General features: G+C 38.5%; 19 protein-coding genes. 16 read left to right on the top strand and 3 right to left on the bottom strand.

Translation table 11 applies throughout. The annotated features are described in order from the left end of the window. Positions 1 to 2 precede the first annotated feature (2 nt). From BV60_RS0119345 to BV60_RS22390, 6 genes are all read left to right on the top strand, one after another. Positions 3 to 554, top strand: a complete 552-nt coding sequence (locus tag BV60_RS0119345; protein WP_029324416.1) for a GtrA family protein — start codon at positions 3 to 5, stop codon at positions 552 to 554. Positions 555 to 577: 23 nt separating this feature from the next. Then, a complete protein-coding gene (locus BV60_RS0119340; protein WP_029324414.1) occupies positions 578 to 1,165 on the top strand; it encodes a DJ-1 family glyoxalase III in 588 nt (195 codons plus the stop codon). Positions 1,166 to 1,468: 303 nt separating this feature from the next. Further along, entirely contained in the window at positions 1,469 to 3,940 is a 2,472-nt protein-coding gene (locus tag BV60_RS0119335) for a GH39 family glycosyl hydrolase (RefSeq protein WP_029324412.1), read from the top strand. 181 nt (positions 3,941 to 4,121) lie between these two features. Then, positions 4,122 to 5,483 carry an MFS transporter gene (locus BV60_RS0119330; RefSeq protein WP_242841032.1) on the top strand — a complete coding sequence of 454 codons (1,362 nt, stop codon included), beginning with the start codon at positions 4,122 to 4,124 and terminating at the stop codon, positions 5,481 to 5,483. A gap of 11 nt (positions 5,484 to 5,494) precedes the next feature. Next, positions 5,495 to 6,316, top strand: coding sequence for an MBL fold metallo-hydrolase (locus BV60_RS0119325; RefSeq protein WP_029324408.1), 822 nt, complete (start codon positions 5,495 to 5,497; stop codon positions 6,314 to 6,316). A 17-nt stretch (positions 6,317 to 6,333) separates the two neighbouring features. Beyond that, positions 6,334 to 7,710, top strand: a complete 1,377-nt coding sequence (locus tag BV60_RS22390; protein ID WP_051656911.1) for an SGNH/GDSL hydrolase family protein — start codon at positions 6,334 to 6,336, stop codon at positions 7,708 to 7,710. Positions 7,711 to 7,805: 95 nt separating this feature from the next. Here the strand turns inward: BV60_RS22390 and BV60_RS0119315 are convergent, their stop codons facing one another. Further along, positions 7,806 to 8,813: a hypothetical protein gene (locus BV60_RS0119315; protein ID WP_029324405.1), complete on the bottom strand. Its 1,008-nt coding sequence runs from the start codon at positions 8,811 to 8,813 to the stop codon at positions 7,806 to 7,808. Between the two features lie 244 nt (positions 8,814 to 9,057). On the opposite strand from BV60_RS0119315, the gene BV60_RS0119310 reads away from it, so the two are divergent. The 6 genes from BV60_RS0119310 (at position 9,058) to BV60_RS0119285 (ending at position 13,041) form a co-directional block, all read left to right on the top strand. After that, the gene (locus tag BV60_RS0119310; protein ID WP_029324403.1) at positions 9,058 to 9,339 is read left to right on the top strand and encodes an alpha/beta fold hydrolase; all 282 of its coding nucleotides are present in this window, start codon (positions 9,058 to 9,060) and stop codon (positions 9,337 to 9,339) included. Between the two features lie 50 nt (positions 9,340 to 9,389). Then, positions 9,390 to 9,758, top strand: a complete 369-nt coding sequence (gene crcB / locus BV60_RS0119305; RefSeq protein WP_029324400.1) for a fluoride efflux transporter CrcB — start codon at positions 9,390 to 9,392, stop codon at positions 9,756 to 9,758. A 36-nt stretch (positions 9,759 to 9,794) separates the two neighbouring features. Beyond that, the gene (locus BV60_RS0119300; RefSeq protein ID WP_029324399.1) at positions 9,795 to 10,319 is read left to right on the top strand and encodes a GNAT family N-acetyltransferase; all 525 of its coding nucleotides are present in this window, start codon (positions 9,795 to 9,797) and stop codon (positions 10,317 to 10,319) included. Positions 10,320 to 10,415: 96 nt separating this feature from the next. Further along, positions 10,416 to 11,708, top strand: coding sequence for an MATE family efflux transporter (locus tag BV60_RS0119295; RefSeq protein WP_197029618.1), 1,293 nt, complete (start codon positions 10,416 to 10,418; stop codon positions 11,706 to 11,708). A gap of 272 nt (positions 11,709 to 11,980) precedes the next feature. Beyond that, positions 11,981 to 12,538 carry a hypothetical protein gene (locus BV60_RS0119290; RefSeq protein WP_029324395.1) on the top strand — a complete coding sequence of 186 codons (558 nt, stop codon included), beginning with the start codon at positions 11,981 to 11,983 and terminating at the stop codon, positions 12,536 to 12,538. A 92-nt stretch (positions 12,539 to 12,630) separates the two neighbouring features. Then, positions 12,631 to 13,041, top strand: a complete 411-nt coding sequence (locus BV60_RS0119285; protein WP_156036235.1) for a hypothetical protein — start codon at positions 12,631 to 12,633, stop codon at positions 13,039 to 13,041. Positions 13,042 to 13,155: 114 nt separating this feature from the next. On the opposite strand, the gene BV60_RS0119280 is transcribed toward BV60_RS0119285, so the two are convergent. After that, positions 13,156 to 13,500, bottom strand: coding sequence for a winged helix-turn-helix transcriptional regulator (locus BV60_RS0119280; protein WP_029324392.1), 345 nt, complete (start codon positions 13,498 to 13,500; stop codon positions 13,156 to 13,158). A 145-nt stretch (positions 13,501 to 13,645) separates the two neighbouring features. Between BV60_RS0119280 and BV60_RS0119275 the strand changes: the two genes are divergently transcribed. The 4 genes from BV60_RS0119275 (at position 13,646) to BV60_RS0119260 (ending at position 16,798) form a co-directional block, all read left to right on the top strand. Next, entirely contained in the window at positions 13,646 to 14,626 is a 981-nt protein-coding gene (locus tag BV60_RS0119275; RefSeq protein ID WP_029324390.1) for a carbohydrate kinase family protein, read from the top strand. A 3-nt stretch (positions 14,627 to 14,629) separates the two neighbouring features. After that, positions 14,630 to 15,430, top strand: coding sequence for a Cof-type HAD-IIB family hydrolase (locus tag BV60_RS0119270; protein WP_029324388.1), 801 nt, complete (start codon positions 14,630 to 14,632; stop codon positions 15,428 to 15,430). Positions 15,431 to 15,609: 179 nt separating this feature from the next. Next, positions 15,610 to 16,098, top strand: coding sequence for a hypothetical protein (locus tag BV60_RS0119265; protein WP_029324386.1), 489 nt, complete (start codon positions 15,610 to 15,612; stop codon positions 16,096 to 16,098). A 253-nt stretch (positions 16,099 to 16,351) separates the two neighbouring features. Continuing rightward, positions 16,352 to 16,798, top strand: a complete 447-nt coding sequence (locus BV60_RS0119260) for an Hsp20/alpha crystallin family protein (protein ID WP_029324385.1) — start codon at positions 16,352 to 16,354, stop codon at positions 16,796 to 16,798. 385 nt (positions 16,799 to 17,183) lie between these two features. Here the strand turns inward: BV60_RS0119260 and BV60_RS0119255 are convergent, their stop codons facing one another. Continuing rightward, positions 17,184 to 18,665 carry a PucR family transcriptional regulator gene (locus BV60_RS0119255; RefSeq protein WP_029324384.1) on the bottom strand — a complete coding sequence of 494 codons (1,482 nt, stop codon included), beginning with the start codon at positions 18,663 to 18,665 and terminating at the stop codon, positions 17,184 to 17,186. Positions 18,666 to 18,834 lie beyond the last annotated feature (169 nt).

Here is an 18,834-nt window from a genome sequence, read left to right as displayed (position 1 = left end):
AAATGACAGGAGTAATAAATATTTGGGATGGTTTTTCATCAAGGCATCCTTCAGCATCGAAATGGATAAGGGAAGGTGGATTGTTTATTATTGTATCCAATCTCATTACAGTATTTAAGTATCTGATGCTTCAATTTTTACCTGATGTATTTGCAGGACTTCCTCTTGTAGACTTCGGATGGCCGGGTAAAGAGGTTACAATTATGGGAGAGACTTTTAAATGGAATATACTTGGATATGATATTGTACACGGTGGACTACCATATTTTTGTGCGTATATGGTTGCCATGTTTGTTGGTGAGTGTATAAACTTTCCCATTCAGCGGAATCTGGTTTTTAGGAGTGGTGGGAATATATGGAAGCAGATTACAGAGTATTTCCTGGCATTCTGCTTTATAACATGTATTGTTAATTCAATAAATTGCATCTATATTGCGGTCGCAGGAAAATTTGTGCCCGATTATGTTTATAACATAGGGACGACCGTATTAAATGGCGGGATTAGCATGGTGGTTTTTTTCTTTGCTAACAAGATGATTTTTCCAAGTAAATAAGAATGTTTTAAGGAGGGTTTTTTATGTCTGATAAGAGAGCAGCAGTATTACTTGCAGATGGATTTGAGGAGGGAGAGTCACTCTTTGTAGTTGATATTCTTAGGAGGTGCGGAGTGTGCGCAGATACTGTATCCGTAGAAGGTGAAATGGTAAGAGGAAGTCATGATATCTATGTAAAAGTGGATTGCCTTATAGGAGAAAACAAATTTGATGATTATGACATGGTGGTCATACCCGGAGGAATGCCCGGAGCAGAGAATCTTAGGAATAACCCACTGGTTGTGAAATGGGTAAAGAAATTTGATTCAGAGGGCAAGTATATAGCTGCTATCTGCGCAGGGCCAATGGTTCTTAAAGAGGCAGGGATAACGGCCGGAAGAACACTTACCTCATATCCTGCGGATAAATACAGGGAGCTGTTTAAAGATAGCAATTACGTTGATGATAATAAAGAAATGGAGAAAATGGTCGTTGTCGATGACAATATTATTACAAGCAGAGGTCCTGCGACCACACTTCCGTTTGCATTCAAGTTAGCAGAAGTACTTGGTGGTGATGTAGAAAAGGTTAAGGAGGGTATTCTATACAATGCAATGCAGAAAGCAATATAAAAAATCATAATACTTATGTACGGTATAGTTGCTATACACTTTTTCATGTATCAATATATTGGTGGAGTGTGGATGGCAGGTGTTATACAACGAGGACGAATTGAATTATATGGGATCTGAAGCAGTGATGCTTTGGGGCTCAATTTTTTTATGTATAATAGAGATTGATAATTTAAAATTATCTTCCAGTCTGCAAATGTTCAATGACTTCCATGACAAATTGGGAGGTAAATCGAACTGCTTGCATATGAAATGCCTAATAATAACACTTTAGTATGCCTATGTCATTAGGCAGAGGGGAATATGAGCGGAATAACTATCGATACAGTAAAATACAAATACGATCATTATGAAGAAGGAGTTCAGATTCATGAGGATATGGAGATACTCTATATTCTTTCCGGAAGGATGGCGGTTTTTAATGATGAACGGAACTTTGTCCTGGGGACAGAAGATTTTATAGTGATAAATCCTTTTGAACGCCATGAGATGTATAGGGACAAGGGATGTCATGCCTTTTCCTTATTTATACCGCTGGATATACTCATTAGCTACAATGTGGGACAGATAGGCTGCTGTAGTACCATTTCCGGGAAGAATGTCAGTTATTATCCTGCGATAAGAAAGCATCTGGCTCAGGTTGTAAGGTATCTTCTTCAACACTCACATGAGCAAAATGATATGTTTGCCGAGAGTAACCTATTGCAGTTCCTTGCCATACTAAAAACGTATTTTCCGGGTGAATCTGAGGTCTTAAAAAACAGAAAAGACCTTGCGCCTATTCTGTTATTTATACATGAGAGATACAGGAATCAGATATCAGCGCAAAGGGTTGCGGATCATTTTCATTTTTCTCAGGGATATTTCTCGAAGTATTTTGAAAAAAGTATTGGAAAGCCTTTTTCTGTTTATATCAGGGATTTAAGACTTCTGCATGCCAGAAATCTTCTAATGACTTCTGATAAGCAGATTATTGATATTGCCGCAGACAGTGGCTTTGATAATGTAAATACATTTATTTCTAATTTCAGGGATAAATATGGGATGACTCCGGCAAAATATAGGAAAAGCGGAGTACAGGTTGTCTTTGATGTAGATGAAAGAAATCTTCTTGATGAGAAAAACAGCAGGACACAGTTGTATTCCCTGCTTAGACACGCATCTGATTCAGAAACGGGAAATACAGTAAATAATCAGAGAAATATGGAAATAGTATGTGATGTTAATAAGGATAGGATAGATACTATATCTGAATCTGCGTTTATCATGCTCAATATGGGTTACGCCATAGGCCTAATGGACAAAGAAAATCAGATAGCTGCGTCTGAAGCAATAAGAAAATTTGGGTATAAATATATCTATGTCCAGGGCATTTTTGACGAGGAAATGAATGTTTACAATGAATCTCCCCAAGGAGAGCTTTCGCCACGTTTCCGTCTTTTGGATCAGGTAATTGATTTTATACTCGAAGTAGGAACAATGCCCTGGATAGAGCTGTCCAGAACTCCCAGAGAACTGATAGACAGTCCGGAAAATGAATTTTACGGTGGATATGTCCAGCTCCCTACTGATCTTGAAAAGTGGTCAGTTTTTATTGAATCGGTTCTCCTGCATTTTATCAAGAGATATGGATTTGAATGCGTAAATAAATGGAGAATGAGTATATTTCCCGGGTTATATATTTCCTATGGCGTGTTTACCTTATCAGAATATCTTGATTATTATGAGGCAACATATAATGAGATTAGGAAAAATCTGCCAGATATTATGATTTGCGGAGGCACATTTGATGTCCGGCTGCTCCTTAGTTCAACGAGCGAAAAGGACAGGAATTTACTTACAAGCTTCCTTAAAATCACAAAAAATAAGGGAATCCTGCCAGATATTTTGGGAATACAGTGTTTTCATTCTGATTTTGCAACCACTGAAATATCTGATGCGGAAAGGCTCATAGTTGACGAAAAACGCACTAAAAACCCTGTTTTACTGACTACGGATGCGGACAGTCTTTCAAATGATATAGAAAGTCTTAAAAGGATACAGGAAGAAGCTGATACAGAAATACCAATGGCTTTTGTTTACTGGAACAGTACCATGTGGAACAAGGATCTTGGAAATGACACTTGCTACAAAAGTGCATTTTTAATAAAAAATGTTACAGAGAACTGCAACAAACTTGATACTTTATCATATTCAACCTATTATGACGGGGAAACGGAGCAGCCTTTGTTTGGAGGGAATTTCTGTATTATGGCGGCCGGAAGAATACCTAAGCCGGTATATCATGCTCTTACATTTCTTAAGAAGATAGAGGGAGAAGATATTATTTCCAGTGGATATGGCTATATGGTTACAAAGAACCATATTACAGATGATTTTCACATTCTTCTCTATAATTATTGCCATTATGATCCTGATCTTAGCCTTAATGAGATTATTGCCAGAGAAGAACAGCTTACAATTGACCGGTATTATGCTTTTGAGGATAAAGGCCCGCTAAATGTCAGTGTCACTTTAGAAGGTATGCGGCCAGGTAAGTGGCTCAGGGAAAATTATATAGTGAGCAGGAGCTGCGGATCTTCATTTGATGTCTGGAAAGAAATGGGGGCTCCTGAATTTCTTACAGAGGCCCAGCGGGAATATATAGTTGGGACATCGGTTCCGGGATATAGTATGTTACATCAACATGTGCTGGCTGATATACCTGCCACATTCTATGAAATCCTCACTCCGCATGAGGTAAGGCTTATATCGTTTACATTTGAAGCGGAATAATCACGATTTGATATACTTAAGATATTGTTTTTATTCCTATAAAGATATTTTAGGCATTTGAATATTTTAAAAAGAAAAATAAATGGATTCTCAAAAGGTAAATAACCTAAGAGAATCCATTTTTCATTTTGAATATCATTATTTCATCACTAATAACAATGTTTTATGTGGAGGAAATGAAATGAATACTACGGCAACACTGGAAAAGCCTAAAGCGATATCTGAAAAACCATCGCTAATGGAAAAGATCATCTATGGTTCAGGAGATGTGGGACTCAATGCAATTTATACGTTGTTTTCGTCCTATGTAATGTTTTTTTATACTGATGTCATTGGAATGAATGCAGCAATCATCGGTATGACCATTATGTTCTGCAAGATATTTGATGGGGTATCGGATATCATAGCAGGAAATCTTATAGATAAAAATAAGGGTAAAGGCGGTCACTGCATACCGGTTCTTACCAAGTGGACAATTCCCATGATTCTTACTGTAATTCTGGTATTTCTTGTACCAAATGCAAGCCTTGTGATAAGAGTTGCATATATCTTTATTACCTATAATCTGTTCAATACTATCATGTATACATATGTGGGACTTGCCCATCAGACACTCCCTACCTATGTTACAAAGGATAATGTTGAAAGTGGCCAGATGTTTGTTTTCAAGATGCTCTTTGCGGCAATTACACAGACCATAATGGCTATGGCAATCCTTCCAATGGTTAATTTCTTTGGTGGTCAGACAGACCAGTGGGCATGGGTAAAGGCAATCATGGTTTTTGGACTTGCTGGATGCTTCTTCCTTTATCTTAATGTTGCTTTTGTAAAGGAAAGAGTTGAAAACGAGAATCCTTCCGGAAATATTCTTGAGGGTCTTAAGGCTGCTTTTAAGAATAAATACTGGATACTTGGAACACTTGCTTCCCTTTTTACAAACTTCATATTGACATTCAATCTTGCAATCTCTGTATATTATCTCAATCAGGTAGTAGGTGATATGAACCTCATGGGAACATTTGTAATGATGTGCAATCTTCCCGGAATAGTAGTAATGCTTATAATGCCTTCTGTGATGCACAAACTTAGTAAGAGAAAGATGGTAATTATTGGAACAGCGATAATGCTTATTGCACAGATTGTGTTTATTATTGCACCTTCTGATAATGTAACAATTCTTATGGCTACAGCACTTATAAGAGGAATAGGCTTTTCGTTCCCTATGGGATTGGTTTCTGCACTTATTGGTGAAAGCATAGAGTATGGCGAACTTAAGTCCGGTGTTCGCGCGCAGGGAATATTGTTCTCGGCAAGCACGCTTACAGGAAAGATTTCAGGAGGTCTTCTTACATCAATCTTTGGAGTGTTCCTTACAGCAGTGCACTATGATGGCTTAGCTACTGTACAGGCTCCGGAGGCTATAACGGGCATAAACTGGTTCTTCAAGCTTCTACCGCTTCTGTTCATGATAGGAATACTTATAATCATGGCATTCTGGAATGTTGAGAAGGATACTGAAAAGCTCAGAGCAGCAAAGGCATAATAGGTGGAATAATGGATCAATTTACAAAGAAAAATATAACAGAAAAAATAATATGCATTACAGATGTGACAAAGGTGCATATGTACCTGGTACTGGGGACAGACAGGGCAGCACTGATAGATACAGGAACAGGAGCAGGAGACCTTTGGGGATATGTACGGGCAATAACAAGTCTTCCGTTAACAGTTATTCTTACACATGGGCATTGTGACCATGCAGGAGGGGCAGCTCTTTTTGAAGAAGTATACCTGCCAGATGAGGATATGGAATTAGTGAAGATTCATGCCTCTATGAACAGAAAAATAGAATATATCGGATTTTCCGGCGGAGCAGATTTTCCTATAAATATGATCTGTGGAGAGCGGGATAAGCCTTACCTTTCTCTTACAGATGGCATGGAATTTGACCTTGGCGGTATTACATTAAAGGCATTAAGGCTTGCGGGGCATACAAAAGGTATGACATGCATACTATTTAAAGAGGATCGAATAATGCTTATGGGAGATGCATGTAACCCCGCAACCTTCCTCTGGGACGAGGAATCCCTTACAACAACTGAATATCTTAGAAACCTTGAAGGGTTCAGGAGATGGGATCATATGTATGACCGCGTACTCCTGTCTCACGGAGATGAGTTGTTCTGTAAAAAAGAAATCATTGAAGGGGCGATAGAGGTATGCAATGAGATAATAGCAGGTAAGGATGACAAGATACCATTTAGGTTCATGGATTACCAGGGACTTCGTATGGCGAAGGCCATTGATCCTTTGACAATGCAGCGTATAGATAACGGGCTTGGGAATATAGTTTATAACATTAAGAAAATCAGCTAAAATGGGGGAAATGACCAATGAATTATAAAAGATTGACGGCAATTTTGTGTGCAGGTGCATTTATTACGCTGTCAGGATGCGGAGCAGCAGAAACAAAGAAAGAAGAGATCTCGATTGAACAGGAAGCTGTCCCAAAAACAGATAGTGTGGACGTAATGGAAAAACAGGAGGATGAAGGAGTGGAACAAGAGATGGTAATTGTTTCAGCAAAGGATGCGGTACTTGATGGCTGTATTTTCAAGGATACTGAAGCTGAGAAAGCTATCTGTTATAGTGAAGATGATGGCTGTATTATCGGGCTTGGTGAATTCTCATCCGCATCATACAATTTAAAGGACATAGTTCCAGGGAATTATGATATATATCTGAATGTTTCAAAAGCCTCTGGAATGGTATGCGGATCAACTCCGGTTACGGTTTCAGTAAATGGAGGCTCTGTATATATTCCTACTGTTGCTGTTCAGCCTCCCAGTGCAGAGCAGATGAGCGCTGATGGCGAACCTATTTATCAGCAGGACATGGGATTATTTCTTGTGGAAGCGAATGTAACCTTAGGGGCTGATGATACGATCATTATTGGCGGAGTGCCGGGTAATGAATTTAAGAATAATGATGTATATACATCTGCCATGCCTGCGATTGGGGATTTGGCTCTATATCCTGCAGGAACTGAAGTAGAGCAGGGATATAAAGGAAGTACATTTACTTTATCAAGCAAGGAAAAAGATCCCTCCGACCCGCTAAGCGGACTCAATATAGCATGGCTTGGATCATCAGTTACTTATGGGCTTGGGGCAAATGGATATTCGATGGCGGATGAAATTGCTGCAAATCATGATGCAACAGTATCTAATAAGTATGCAATTTCCGGGACAACGCTTGCTGACTATGCTTCGCCAAGATCGCTACCGACGGATGGAGAAGGCTCTCATGGTTCTTACGTCCATCGATTGGAGATGCTTGATACAAACCAGGATTATGACCTGTTTATTGTTCAGCTGTCTACTAACGATGCAACAGGCGGAATTCCGATGGGAGAGATTTCAGCAGATACTGACATAAATAACCAGGATACGAAGACTGTTATCGGAGCAATGGAATACATTATCGCATATGTCCGGAAAAACTGGGGATGTCCTGTAATGTTCTACACTGGGACAAAGTATGAATCTGAGCAGTATGGTGATATGGTTGAAGCTTTGCTCCTGCTAAAGGAGAAGTGGGGAATTGGTGTCATAGATTTATGGAACAATGAAGAAATGAACACCATTGACGAGGATACACGCAGTGCATATATATATGAAGATGGCATCCATCCACTAAAGGATGGATATGTTAAATGGTGGACACCTGTATTTGAGAAAGAAATCACAGAATATCTTACTTCTAAATGATTTTTCAACAACAGTATAGAGTTGCTGTTATTTGTAAATATTTTACTCAATTAATGTGGATTGAGCCTTGGTTTTCCAAGGCTCTTTTTGTGCATTTATTTCACCATTCTAATCAGCTGTGGCACCAGAAACATCAAAACAGTAAGCAGCACCCCTGCCAGCAAGTATTTATACCTGCTTTTATCGATTTTACTGGGGTTTTGCAGTTGGGTAACATTAACCATAAAACCAGGATAATTGGAGGGGATTGCTTCTGCGACAAAACCTTCGTGGAGTGCACGTCCGTACCAGGTTGTACCGGCGTTTTGCAGTACATAATTTTTGCAGGACCCGGCATATTCAAAATCGCTTGAAGCGATAGCAGCGAGGTACAGATAGTAGGACCTTTTAACCTCATCAAGAGGCCTTTCACAAGGGGTGCCAAGAATCTGGTACGCCTTCCGGTAATCACGACTTCTATAGCAGCTCGCAAAAGCAGCTGTAGTTTGCAGGTCACTGCAAACCTTTGACATCCATTCTGACTTTGAAGCCTTGGAATAGAGCATGCTTGCGGCATCGGCGCAGGACATCACTACATCAAGATCCATATAATACAGGGCAATCAATTGCTTTAGCTGGAGCGCCAAAAGCATGTCATTTGCCGTTGTACAGGACGCCTCCATAAGTCTTAGCATTTCAGAAGCCTTGTTGATCCATCCCAGGTAGTACAAGCCCATTCCCAGGTTGTAGTGGACCTTACTCCACAAAACCTGTTTTTTCAGCATCATTGGGATAAAATTGGCATATCTCGATAATCCTTTATCAGGGTAACATTCTCTGAAAAGATACGTATTTAGCTCCCGGTGAAGGATTTTTCTCTGCTTCATATAGGCAAGAATTGTCACGAAAACCGATAGTGTTATGACCATCATAATAAGGTCATTTTTCGGAAAAAGTGCCCCAGCCCACATCATGTAAAATAAAGAAACAATCAATACCACATAAAAAGCATTCCTGACATTTCTGAATTTCTTGCCACAGCTGTCAGCAAATGCTTTTTCGTCGGAAAATTGATTTATGTCAATCACTTCCAATATTCTGTTGTATTCCTCTTTGTTACTCATAGTTCCCCAACCTTTTCATTTTTAGTAATAGCTTATCATTTTCCCAAGGAAAAGCAATAATGCATTTTGATTGTTTGCTATAGTGTCACATCGCAAACGCAGTAATTCCAAAGAGTTAGACGTTCCTATTTTGTCGGACTGATAGTACAATTGAAGAGATGCCGGGAATGGAAATAAAGACAAAAACATGGATAAAGTCACAACAAAAGAAGAATTGATGAAATAATAAATTTTGGAGACACAAATGATCGAAAAGGTACTTCATTCGGAATCAGGAAATGTGTATTATTGGATTTCAGATATAATTAAAAAAGAAACATTATCATTATTTTTTATGCATGGTTTAACAGCGAGTCATGAGTTGTTTATAAGGCAGATAGGATATTTTGAAAAAGATTATAACGTAATTGCGTGGGATGCTCCGGCACATGGAATGCCGAGACCATACTACGATTTTTCATATGAGAAAGCTGCTAATGATGCGGTTAAGGTTATTACAAAGAAATATTACACAGAAGAGATCTGATGGATAGACGAAATGGAATTAATTTCCCCAAAACAATAAGAGAGGTTGATATGAATTTTCTGTTTGTAGCACTTGGAGGTGCTTTAGGTGCAGTAGCACGATATGCTATAAGTCTGATACCTGTTAAGACTTATTTTCCGGTATTAACTCTTATAACAAATATCCTCGGAGCCATACTAATTGGATTTGTTGTTGGAATTACAAGTAATCGAGAAGGGGTATCAGAAAATGTTATTCTCTTTTGGAAGACAGGAGTATGCGGAGGCTTCACTACATTCTCCACATTTTCTCTTGAAGCATTCAATTTGTTTGAGAAGAAACAATATATGATTGGTGGATTATATGTGGCACTTAGTTGTTGTTGCTGTATATTTGGAATCCTATGTGGAAAGAAACTTGCGACTATAATAAGACCTTGAATTTCAGGCTACAAATGGTCTATGAGGTGGTTGAAGATGGTTACATATTATGATGACGGAATTATAAGAATTAGGAGTATGATTCCTGAAGATGCTCAAGTCCTTTATGATACATATTTTTTGTATGGTTGGCATCCTTCTATAGCTACATATGAAAATTATTATAAAGAACAGGAGGATGGTAAAAGATTTGTTTTTATTGCAGAGTATGATGGCAGAGTCTCAGGACAATGTACGCTAGTTATGAATCCTACAGAGGGCCCTTTGGGAAATCAAGGCTATCCTGAAATCGAAGATCTGACAGTTTTCTTTGATGTTCATAATAAGGGTATCGGAAATAGGCTTTTGGATGCTGTTGAGAAAGAAGCTTCTAAAGTTTCCAATAGAGTATACTTGGCAGTTGGGGTTCATTCAGGATATGGGCCAGCCCAGAGAATGTATGTAAAAAGAGGTTACAATTTCGATGGCAGCGGAGTTTGGTATAAAGGAAAGCAATTAGAACAGTATGCACCATGTATCAATGACGATGACCTTTTACTTTATATGATTAAAGATGTTTAAATTCCAGCAATATGTGGAGAGAAAAGAATATTTCAGGAGTACGTTTTTATGTTAAGTGTAGAGCAAAACACACAGAATATGACATACGGAAACAGTATGAAACAGATTATACTGTTTTTTTTGCCTTTATTATGGGGTAATCTTTTTCAACAATTATATAGTCTGGTGGATAGTATCATAGTTGGCAAAGGAATTTCAGATCAGGCGCTGGCAGCTGTCGGTGCGACCGGGACACTAAATTTCCTTATACTTGGTTTCGTTGTTGGAATGACAAGGGGATTTGGTATTTCTTTTGCCCAAAGTTTTGGAAAAGATGATATGACGCTTTTGAATGCATATATTAGAGCAGCCAAGAAACTGAGCATTACATTTGGAATAATATTTACAATTGTCTGTGTTTCTCTTTTAAATATGATGCTTTCGTTCATGAAAACACCGGATGATATCTTCGAAGATGCGTATAAATATTTTATTGTTATCTTGCTGGGAATTGTAGTAACAGTAATGAATAACCTTGAGATTACCATTCTTCAGTCTTTGGGAGATTCAAAAACACCGCTTACAGCGATGATTAGTTCATCACTTGTAAACATAATGCTGGATATCATTTTGATAATGGCATTTAATACAGGGGTAGCCGGAGCTGCCGTGGCAACAGTCGTTTCGCAATTTATCTCCTACCTTTTATGTTTAAAGAAGATAAAGAATATCGGCTTTTTAAATTTGGGGAAAGAAGCAAAAGAGCCTTTGGCATTATCTTTTGAACTTATGAGAATTGGTATCCCTGTGGCTTTAATGAATTCTGTAACTGCAGTCGGAGCTATGATATTACAGTATTTTGTTAATCTTATGGGTAGTGCATATGTTGCTGCGTATTCAGCGTGCATGAAATTCGCATCACTATTTGAGCAGTTCGGCATGTCAGTAGGTCTCTCAATGATGACCTTTGTGGGACAAAACAAGGGAGCTGGGAAAATTGATAGGATACGTTTGGGGGTCAGACAAGGAATTTTAATATCTACGGTAGTAAACTTGCCCATATCTATGCTTATGATTTTTTTTCCTGGTACTCTCGCCAGAATGTTATTAACAGATAATACGATAATTGATTACTGCACGGATTTTATGCCGATCATGGGAATAAGCTTTTTGGCTTTGGGGTGGCTGTTTGTATACAGATACTCTGTTCAGGGACTGGGAAATACTTTTATTCCAATGCTTTCAGGTGGATTGGAAGTGATTATGAGGCTGGCATTTGGTTTTTCTGTAGGTAGAAAAGGTTTTAGAGGGATAGCGGTTTCTGAGGTGTCTGCATGGATAGCAGCGTTCATAATGCTCATGGTAACTTATTATGTTTTAATAAATCAAAAATCCAAAGGCAGAAGTTGAAATTAAATGTTATAAAATATCACATGCAGAAATCCCCGCAGATAGATTGTGTACGATTAGATTATCAATTATAATAGCTTAAACTAAACCATTTATCGCAGTAATTCTAAGAAGGAGATTTCGTATGGCAAAAGAATAGTTGTTGAAAATGCGGGATCACTAAACAAAACTGTGTTGAATAATTGATTGCAAAGGATGTTTTTGGTGAGATATCAGTTATCCTTATCATGCCGGCTTTTGTTTTAATGAGGTCTTAAAAGGGGAGAGAAGACATGAGCAAAGTATTAGCAGGGAACTGGATGCTTGTTATATGCAGCATATTTTATCTTGCATGGTGGCTTGTCACATTTAAGCCGCCGCAGATGAAGAGCAGTCTTATGGGAAACATATTTCTTGTAATAGCCTTTATTTCAGGGCTTTCTGGTTTGTTATTTTCCGTAAGGGAAATTGCGATCCCGGCATCAGAAATCATGATCAAAGGTATAAGCGGCCTGTGGCTCATTTTGGGAGGCATGGCATCGTATATACTATTACTTCTCCTTACAAGAGCTATTTTTCACAGGCAGGTAACATCAGAGCTTTTTATCATAACCGGGTGGGCGCTGCTTGAGATATCCATATGTAATTACATGTACGGAGTAGGTCTTTTCCGAACAAAAGAAGCTCTGATACTTGCGCTTATAGTACTGATAGCAGCTCTGATAAGCCTTGTCTGCTATATCCTTTACTATAAACTGTCTTATGAAAAAGGATATATAGATGGATGCATTCCACTTGTACTGTGCATGGTGGTCATGGTATTTATAAATTTGCGAATAATGATGGGATAATGAAAGACCTCAGAACCTGACACTTAAGGGAAAGTAACGGACAGGAGAAAGATACATTGAGACGTTAGAAGAACTAAAAAAATACATTAAGGATGAGTGTTAGGCAGGGCTCAATAGATGTTGGGAAACTAAATCATGACCAATCGTATATGGTATGGGAGGAAAACGGCAGATATTATTACGGATATAGTGAAAGAGGAAACATAGATACATACCGCGAATTTGATACAGAGAAGGAAGCCGTAAATTATGTTTATGACAGTATAAAGGACAATAAGTCTTTAAAGGTGCAGATAGCGGCCTGGCTGTGGGATGAAGAATCACTACTTGCAGCACAAAAAGAATTGGAAGCCATGAATATAGAGTATGAGCGGAATGATATACCATACTACAGTGATGAGCATAAACATATATACCGCTTGTTTGTATTCGGAAAAGATATCCTAAAGATGGATGATTTCAAAAATAGGTATTTTTATCCATGCTGGCGAAAGACACGATAAGCTAAACAAATCTATAGTAAATTGAAAGCGTGTTGTACAGATATTTTTTTGTAATGTGGTACAAGTTTTGATTATGAAAAAGATTTGAGATAAAAACAAAACTTTTGCAATGGTTTACAGATTGTCCTCACCCCATTTTTTCAGTTCAAGAAGAATGGGGATGAGGCTTTTTGTTTTTTCTGTAAGATTATACTCAACTCTTACAGGCATCTCGTCGTACTGCTTCCTTTCAACAAGACCGTCTGATTCAAGTTCTTTTAGGGAATTGGCAAGCATTGTGTTGGTAATCCCATGAATTGAACGGTTTAATTCTCCATATCTGACAACCTCGTTCTTATCTATAACGCACAGGATCATGATCTTCCATTTGCCGCCAATGGTATCGATAACCCTTTTTAATCCACAATCTTTTCCAGCGATATCTTCACATAATGGTTCTTTTGTCGCTTTTTTTCTCATAGTATACTTTTCCTTACCAGATAAATAAAAACTGCGTACTTGATATAAAATCTATACCACATATAATAAAGGCATCAGCTGAGAAAAACAAGTAGTTATTCACGAAATGTATGAAAGGCGCTTATTTGCAGGCGTATAGTATGTTATGGAAAATAAAATCGATGTTGTTGCTCTCGGAGAGCTGCTTATTGATATGACGAATAACGGGGTTTCAGATAACAATAATATGTTGTTTGAGGCAAATCCCGGCGGAGCTCCGTGTAATGTTCTTGCAATGCTTAAAAAATTCGGACATTCAGTTGGTTTTATTGGCAAGGTTGGAGACGATATGTTTGGTCTTACCTTGAAAAAAGTACTGGAAGAGATCGGGATTGATACTACCGGACTTGCTATGGATAAAGCGGTTCATACTACCCTGGCATTTGTCCGGACCTTTGAAGATGGCGACAGGGATTTTTCTTTTTACAGAAATCCCGGCGCGGACATGATGCTTGATAAAGACGAAGTAAATATGGAGCTTATAAAGAAAGCTAAGATATTCCATTTCGGTACTCTGTCCATGACACATGAGAAATGTCGTGAGGCTACAATCTGTGCACTTGAAGAAGCCAAAAAGAACGGAGCACTTATAACCTTCGATCCTAATTTGAGAGAACCTCTTTGGAATAGTCTTGATGAGGCAAAAGAACAGATACTTACCGGCTTTAAGTATTGTGATTATCTTAAGATTTCTGATAATGAGATCAGATGGCTGACAGGAGAAGAGGACTTTACAGCAGGCGTTCACAAGATAAGGAAGGAGTACAATATTTCGCTCATCACCGTTTCAATGGGAAAAGAAGGAAGCAGGGCATATTATTTGGACAAAAACGGCAGTGAAATAATAGCAGAAGAAAAGCCTTTTCTTTCGGATAAGACCATCGAGACTACAGGTGCAGGCGATACCTTCTGCGGCACAGTATTACACTTCCTTCTTACATATGGAATTGATGGTCTTGATGAGGACAGGCTCCATGAAATGTTAACAGTAGCAAATGCTGCAGCTTCATTGATAACAAGGGTGAAGGGGGCACTCAGAGTAATGCCTGAGATCTCTGAGGTAGAAGAACTTATTAAGTCAAGGTGAGAAATGGACTTTCAGATAGTATTTTCAGATATAGACGGTACACTCTTAAACAGTAAACACAGGATACCTGACAGCACTTTGAAGGTTTTAAATGCACTAAGAAGAGCCGGGATACCGTTTGTAATAGTGACTGCGCGTGGACCTCAGGGTGTTCGTCCGATTTTTAACAGATATGGTTTTGTTTATCCAATGATTTGCTATAGCGGTGCGCTGATAATTGATGACAAAAATACGATAATTCGTTCAGATGGAGTTTCAGCGGAGGATGCAAAAGAAATTATTTCATATCTCGAAGGTAATCATTTTAATTGTACCTGGAACGTATACTCTGAGGAACTGTGGATTGTTAATGACAGGTCAGACAAGCGCATACAGAGAGAGGAAGAGATTGTAGAAGTTAATGCAACGGAGGGCAGCATAGAGCTTCTCCCTGAGGATGCGGTTGTTGGAAAAGTGCTTTGTATGTGTGAGCCTGATGACATATGCGCGATTGAAAATGATTTGAAAAACAGATTTCCTTATCTTTCTATTGTTAAATCTTCTGATACTCTTTTGGAGGTTATGGGTAAGGGAATAACAAAAGCCAGCGGTGTGGAGTATATATGTCAAAAAATGAATATCGCTACGGATAGAGCGGTTGCCTTCGGGGATCATTTTAACGATGCAGATATGCTGCGTGCAGTTGGTATACCGTTCCTGATGGGCAATGCGCCGGATGAGATGAAGAAGGAATTCAAATGTGTAATCGGAACCAATGATGAGGATTCCATTCTAAGAGCATTTGAGAGAATCGGCTTTCAATAGGGGTAATTCTAATGGTTTTAGATAAAAGAAGCTACAGCAAGTACTTCATCATCAGCAGGTGCATCTAATTAAATCTTATGAGGTCGGATTTGCGAGTGATATCGGAGTCCGGCCTTTTTGTATGTTATAGTAGTGATTGGATAAAAAAAGAATGTGAATAAAGGATTTAAGAAATGCATATGAAAAAGGTGCTAAAGAGAATCGGGCTTGTTGTAATTATGGCCTTTAACCTTTTGCTCATATTTATAATATTAAGATTTTTATGGTATTTTCCCTCTTATTACCTTCATCTGGATTTTTCTCAGAACTACAGAAAAGTGGAGGGTTATGAAGACATAGTATTTACTTGCAATGATAGCGCATACAGTCGGACATTCTGGGGGCTTTCAAAAAATGCCATCGATGTAACTGGACTGGAGAAAGAACAACACGAGTCAGATGAAATATATGAAAAGCTTAGGAGCCTAGTAGGCAATGATTACTATATCGACCAGTACGTTCTGTCTCCTGATGAAGATCGTATTCTTTATGAGGAGATGCATCCCTGGGGAGCAGGTGCTCCGACAGATGATGAGGATATCTATTTTAAGGTTGTAGACCTTAATGATGGGAGCATAGTTACTCTATTTAAAGGACCTCAGCAGTTTTTTGATATTTATTGGAAATGATATAAAAATTCTATAAGAAAATTAGCACTCTACTTGACAGAGTGCTAATTTGGTGTTATACCATATATAGAACAAAGGAACAGAGAAGACCATAAGGACTTAGGTTCCCTAGATCTAAAGAGTGGAATCGCCCCCTCCCGGTGGTCGGCGGCATATCGGTCGCCACATTGGAATCAGCTTCGCTGATGGTGGCTCCCTCCCTCCGTCCCAATGCTCAAAAATAAATGTTTTTGATGCAAAGGAGGAAAAAACTATGTTAGCACCTAGTATTTTTGAAGAAAATCTTTTTGACAATCTGTTCAATTTTCCGGATTTCAGAGAACTGAACAACATGGAGCGGAAGCTCTACGGACGTCACGCCGACAGGCTGATGAAGACTGATGTTAAGGAAGAGGATAACCAGTATGAAGTTAGTGTTGATCTTCCTGGTTTTGCCAAAGAGGATATTAACCTTGAACTGAATGACGGGTATCTTACAATCAGTGCTTCAAAGAACATGAACAATGACAAGAATGATAAGAAAGGACGTCTGATCAGGCAGGAGCGATACAGTGGCTCGATGCAGAGAAGCTTCTATGTAGGCAACCAGATCACAGAAGAGGACGTAAAGGCAGCCTTCCATCACGGAGTTCTGACACTTACCATTCCTAAGAAAGAACAGGAAAAGCTTCCTGAAAAGAAACATATCATGATAGCTTAAGAGCCAATAGGCTCCACATAATAAGAAAACTCCTAAAAGGCATCCCGAGAACCACTCGGGATGTTTTTTGTATTATGATTTTCACGACAAATCAGAGCAAGAAATGTCGGGTAATACTAACACCATCGAATTAAACTGATACTATAAATATCAGGAAGAGGTAAGGATATATGAATATATGAATAGACCAAGGGAATCAAAAAGAGACATTTGCTGATGATCATTTAAGACGAACGACATGGCTTAAACCTAGTAAAATACTGGATTTGATACTAATATTTTACCTCAGATCAGCACTAAAACATAGCTTTATTCAGTTATCAATGTGCAGTTTTAGGGTGTTTCTATACTTTTGACACCCACATCATAAGATGAAAAATTACTATCAGAATAAATGAAGAATCCCATTGATCTGATATGAGCATTGAAGTCTGAACACAGTTGCTGCGTCGTTAAGATCAATGTCTGTAATTTCTGTAATCTTGGTCATCCTGTAATTCATGGTGTTTCTATGTAGGAATAGTGCATCTGCTGTACCCTTTATGGAGCAGGACAAGCTCAGAAAGACCTTTAAGGTTTCAACAAGATCTGAGTCGTGCTCTAGGTCATAACGGTGAAGCTTATATAGAGCGGGATGTATATAGGACTGCAAAAGGCTTATATCCGATACATGGTTAAGAAGATGGTAAAATCTGTAGTCTTCATATCTGTGTACTTTAGACGGATTTCCAATTTGTTTCCCTATACGATATGCCTCTTGAGCATATTGGAAACTCTGAGGGAAAAGAGAAGCCGAATTAAACTCCGGGCTTATTCCTACATCCGATACATTTTTTAGAAGTTCATCGTTATTTTCTATGTCACCTATTATGCCGACATATGAAGAGATAACAACAACAAGTTCTCTGAAGATGAATATTGTGTTCCCGGGTATCATGGAGTCAAGAGTTCTTTTGATAAAAAAGAGCTCATGTCTTGAGTGATGGATTGGCTTTAATACCACACAAAACGTATGCTCAGGTAGTTTGGGCAGCATTTTCTCAGTACTCTTTAAATCTTCCTCACTTCCATCAAGAAGCTTAATATACATATCCGTATCGTCCTTTGACAGATCAGGATATGTATTATGTATATTGATAAAAGCTGACAGAAATTCACTTATCTTTGGCAGATATGTCTTGTGAAATGATGTAAGACCACGGTTGTTATCGAGCAAAACAAGATATGCTACCGGTCTGTTTTCTATGAAAAGCTGTGAAGCCAGCTTCTCTTCTGTAGAGCTGGTGCATGTGACCTGAAAGCAGGCAGAAGTCTTGGGAAGGCTCTGGGCAGGCATAAGTTCATTCATCGCATTAATAAACTCAAAAGTGCAGGATCCTTTTTCTATATATCGCTGCCACAAAGGGTCAGTGATGGATACGGAAGTGGAGTGCGCAAGGATCTTAAATCCTAAATCTGCAAGAACAATGGATCTGTCCAGGAAAAGGGCAGATTTGTTTATGAGCTCCGTTATGGAGATATTTTCCTTGGACAGCTCTTTCAGATGTCTGAATCTGCTCTCGTGGTCAGTGGCTCTGAAAAATGCAGAAGTAAGAGCGTTCATACAGTTCATCATCTCTTTATCTGTTGTATATATAAATGAGATATTTTCAGGAAGTCCTTTTGTTGTTGTAAGAATACAGGGGGATTTTTCAAGGTCACGGATAGTATCAGTATCAACCTTTCCAATATAGAGGCATGAAGGATCATCTAATGGCATGCCATCAGATAAAAATGAAAAGTGCGTAAGTTCCGGATTTGAATTCCCTACGTTTATGCTGCAGTTGCAGCTTTTCTTCATTATTTCAGCTATTTCTTCAAAGTTCATAAAATCCATCTCCATTTGAGTTGTGCATCAAGCACAATATATGCTCATCTGTTTATGCAGGCAAAATCTAGACCATTATTTTATGGCCCAGTAAAATTATTGTATTCATTGATGTTCATGGATGCAACTCCAAATCGAAATATTGTTGTAGTCTATGCACAATAAGTAG

This window comes from Butyrivibrio sp. AE3004 (assembly GCF_000703165.1).
Lineage (GTDB): Bacteria > Bacillota > Clostridia > Lachnospirales > Lachnospiraceae > Butyrivibrio.
This window is presented reverse-complemented; position numbering and strand designations above follow the sequence as displayed.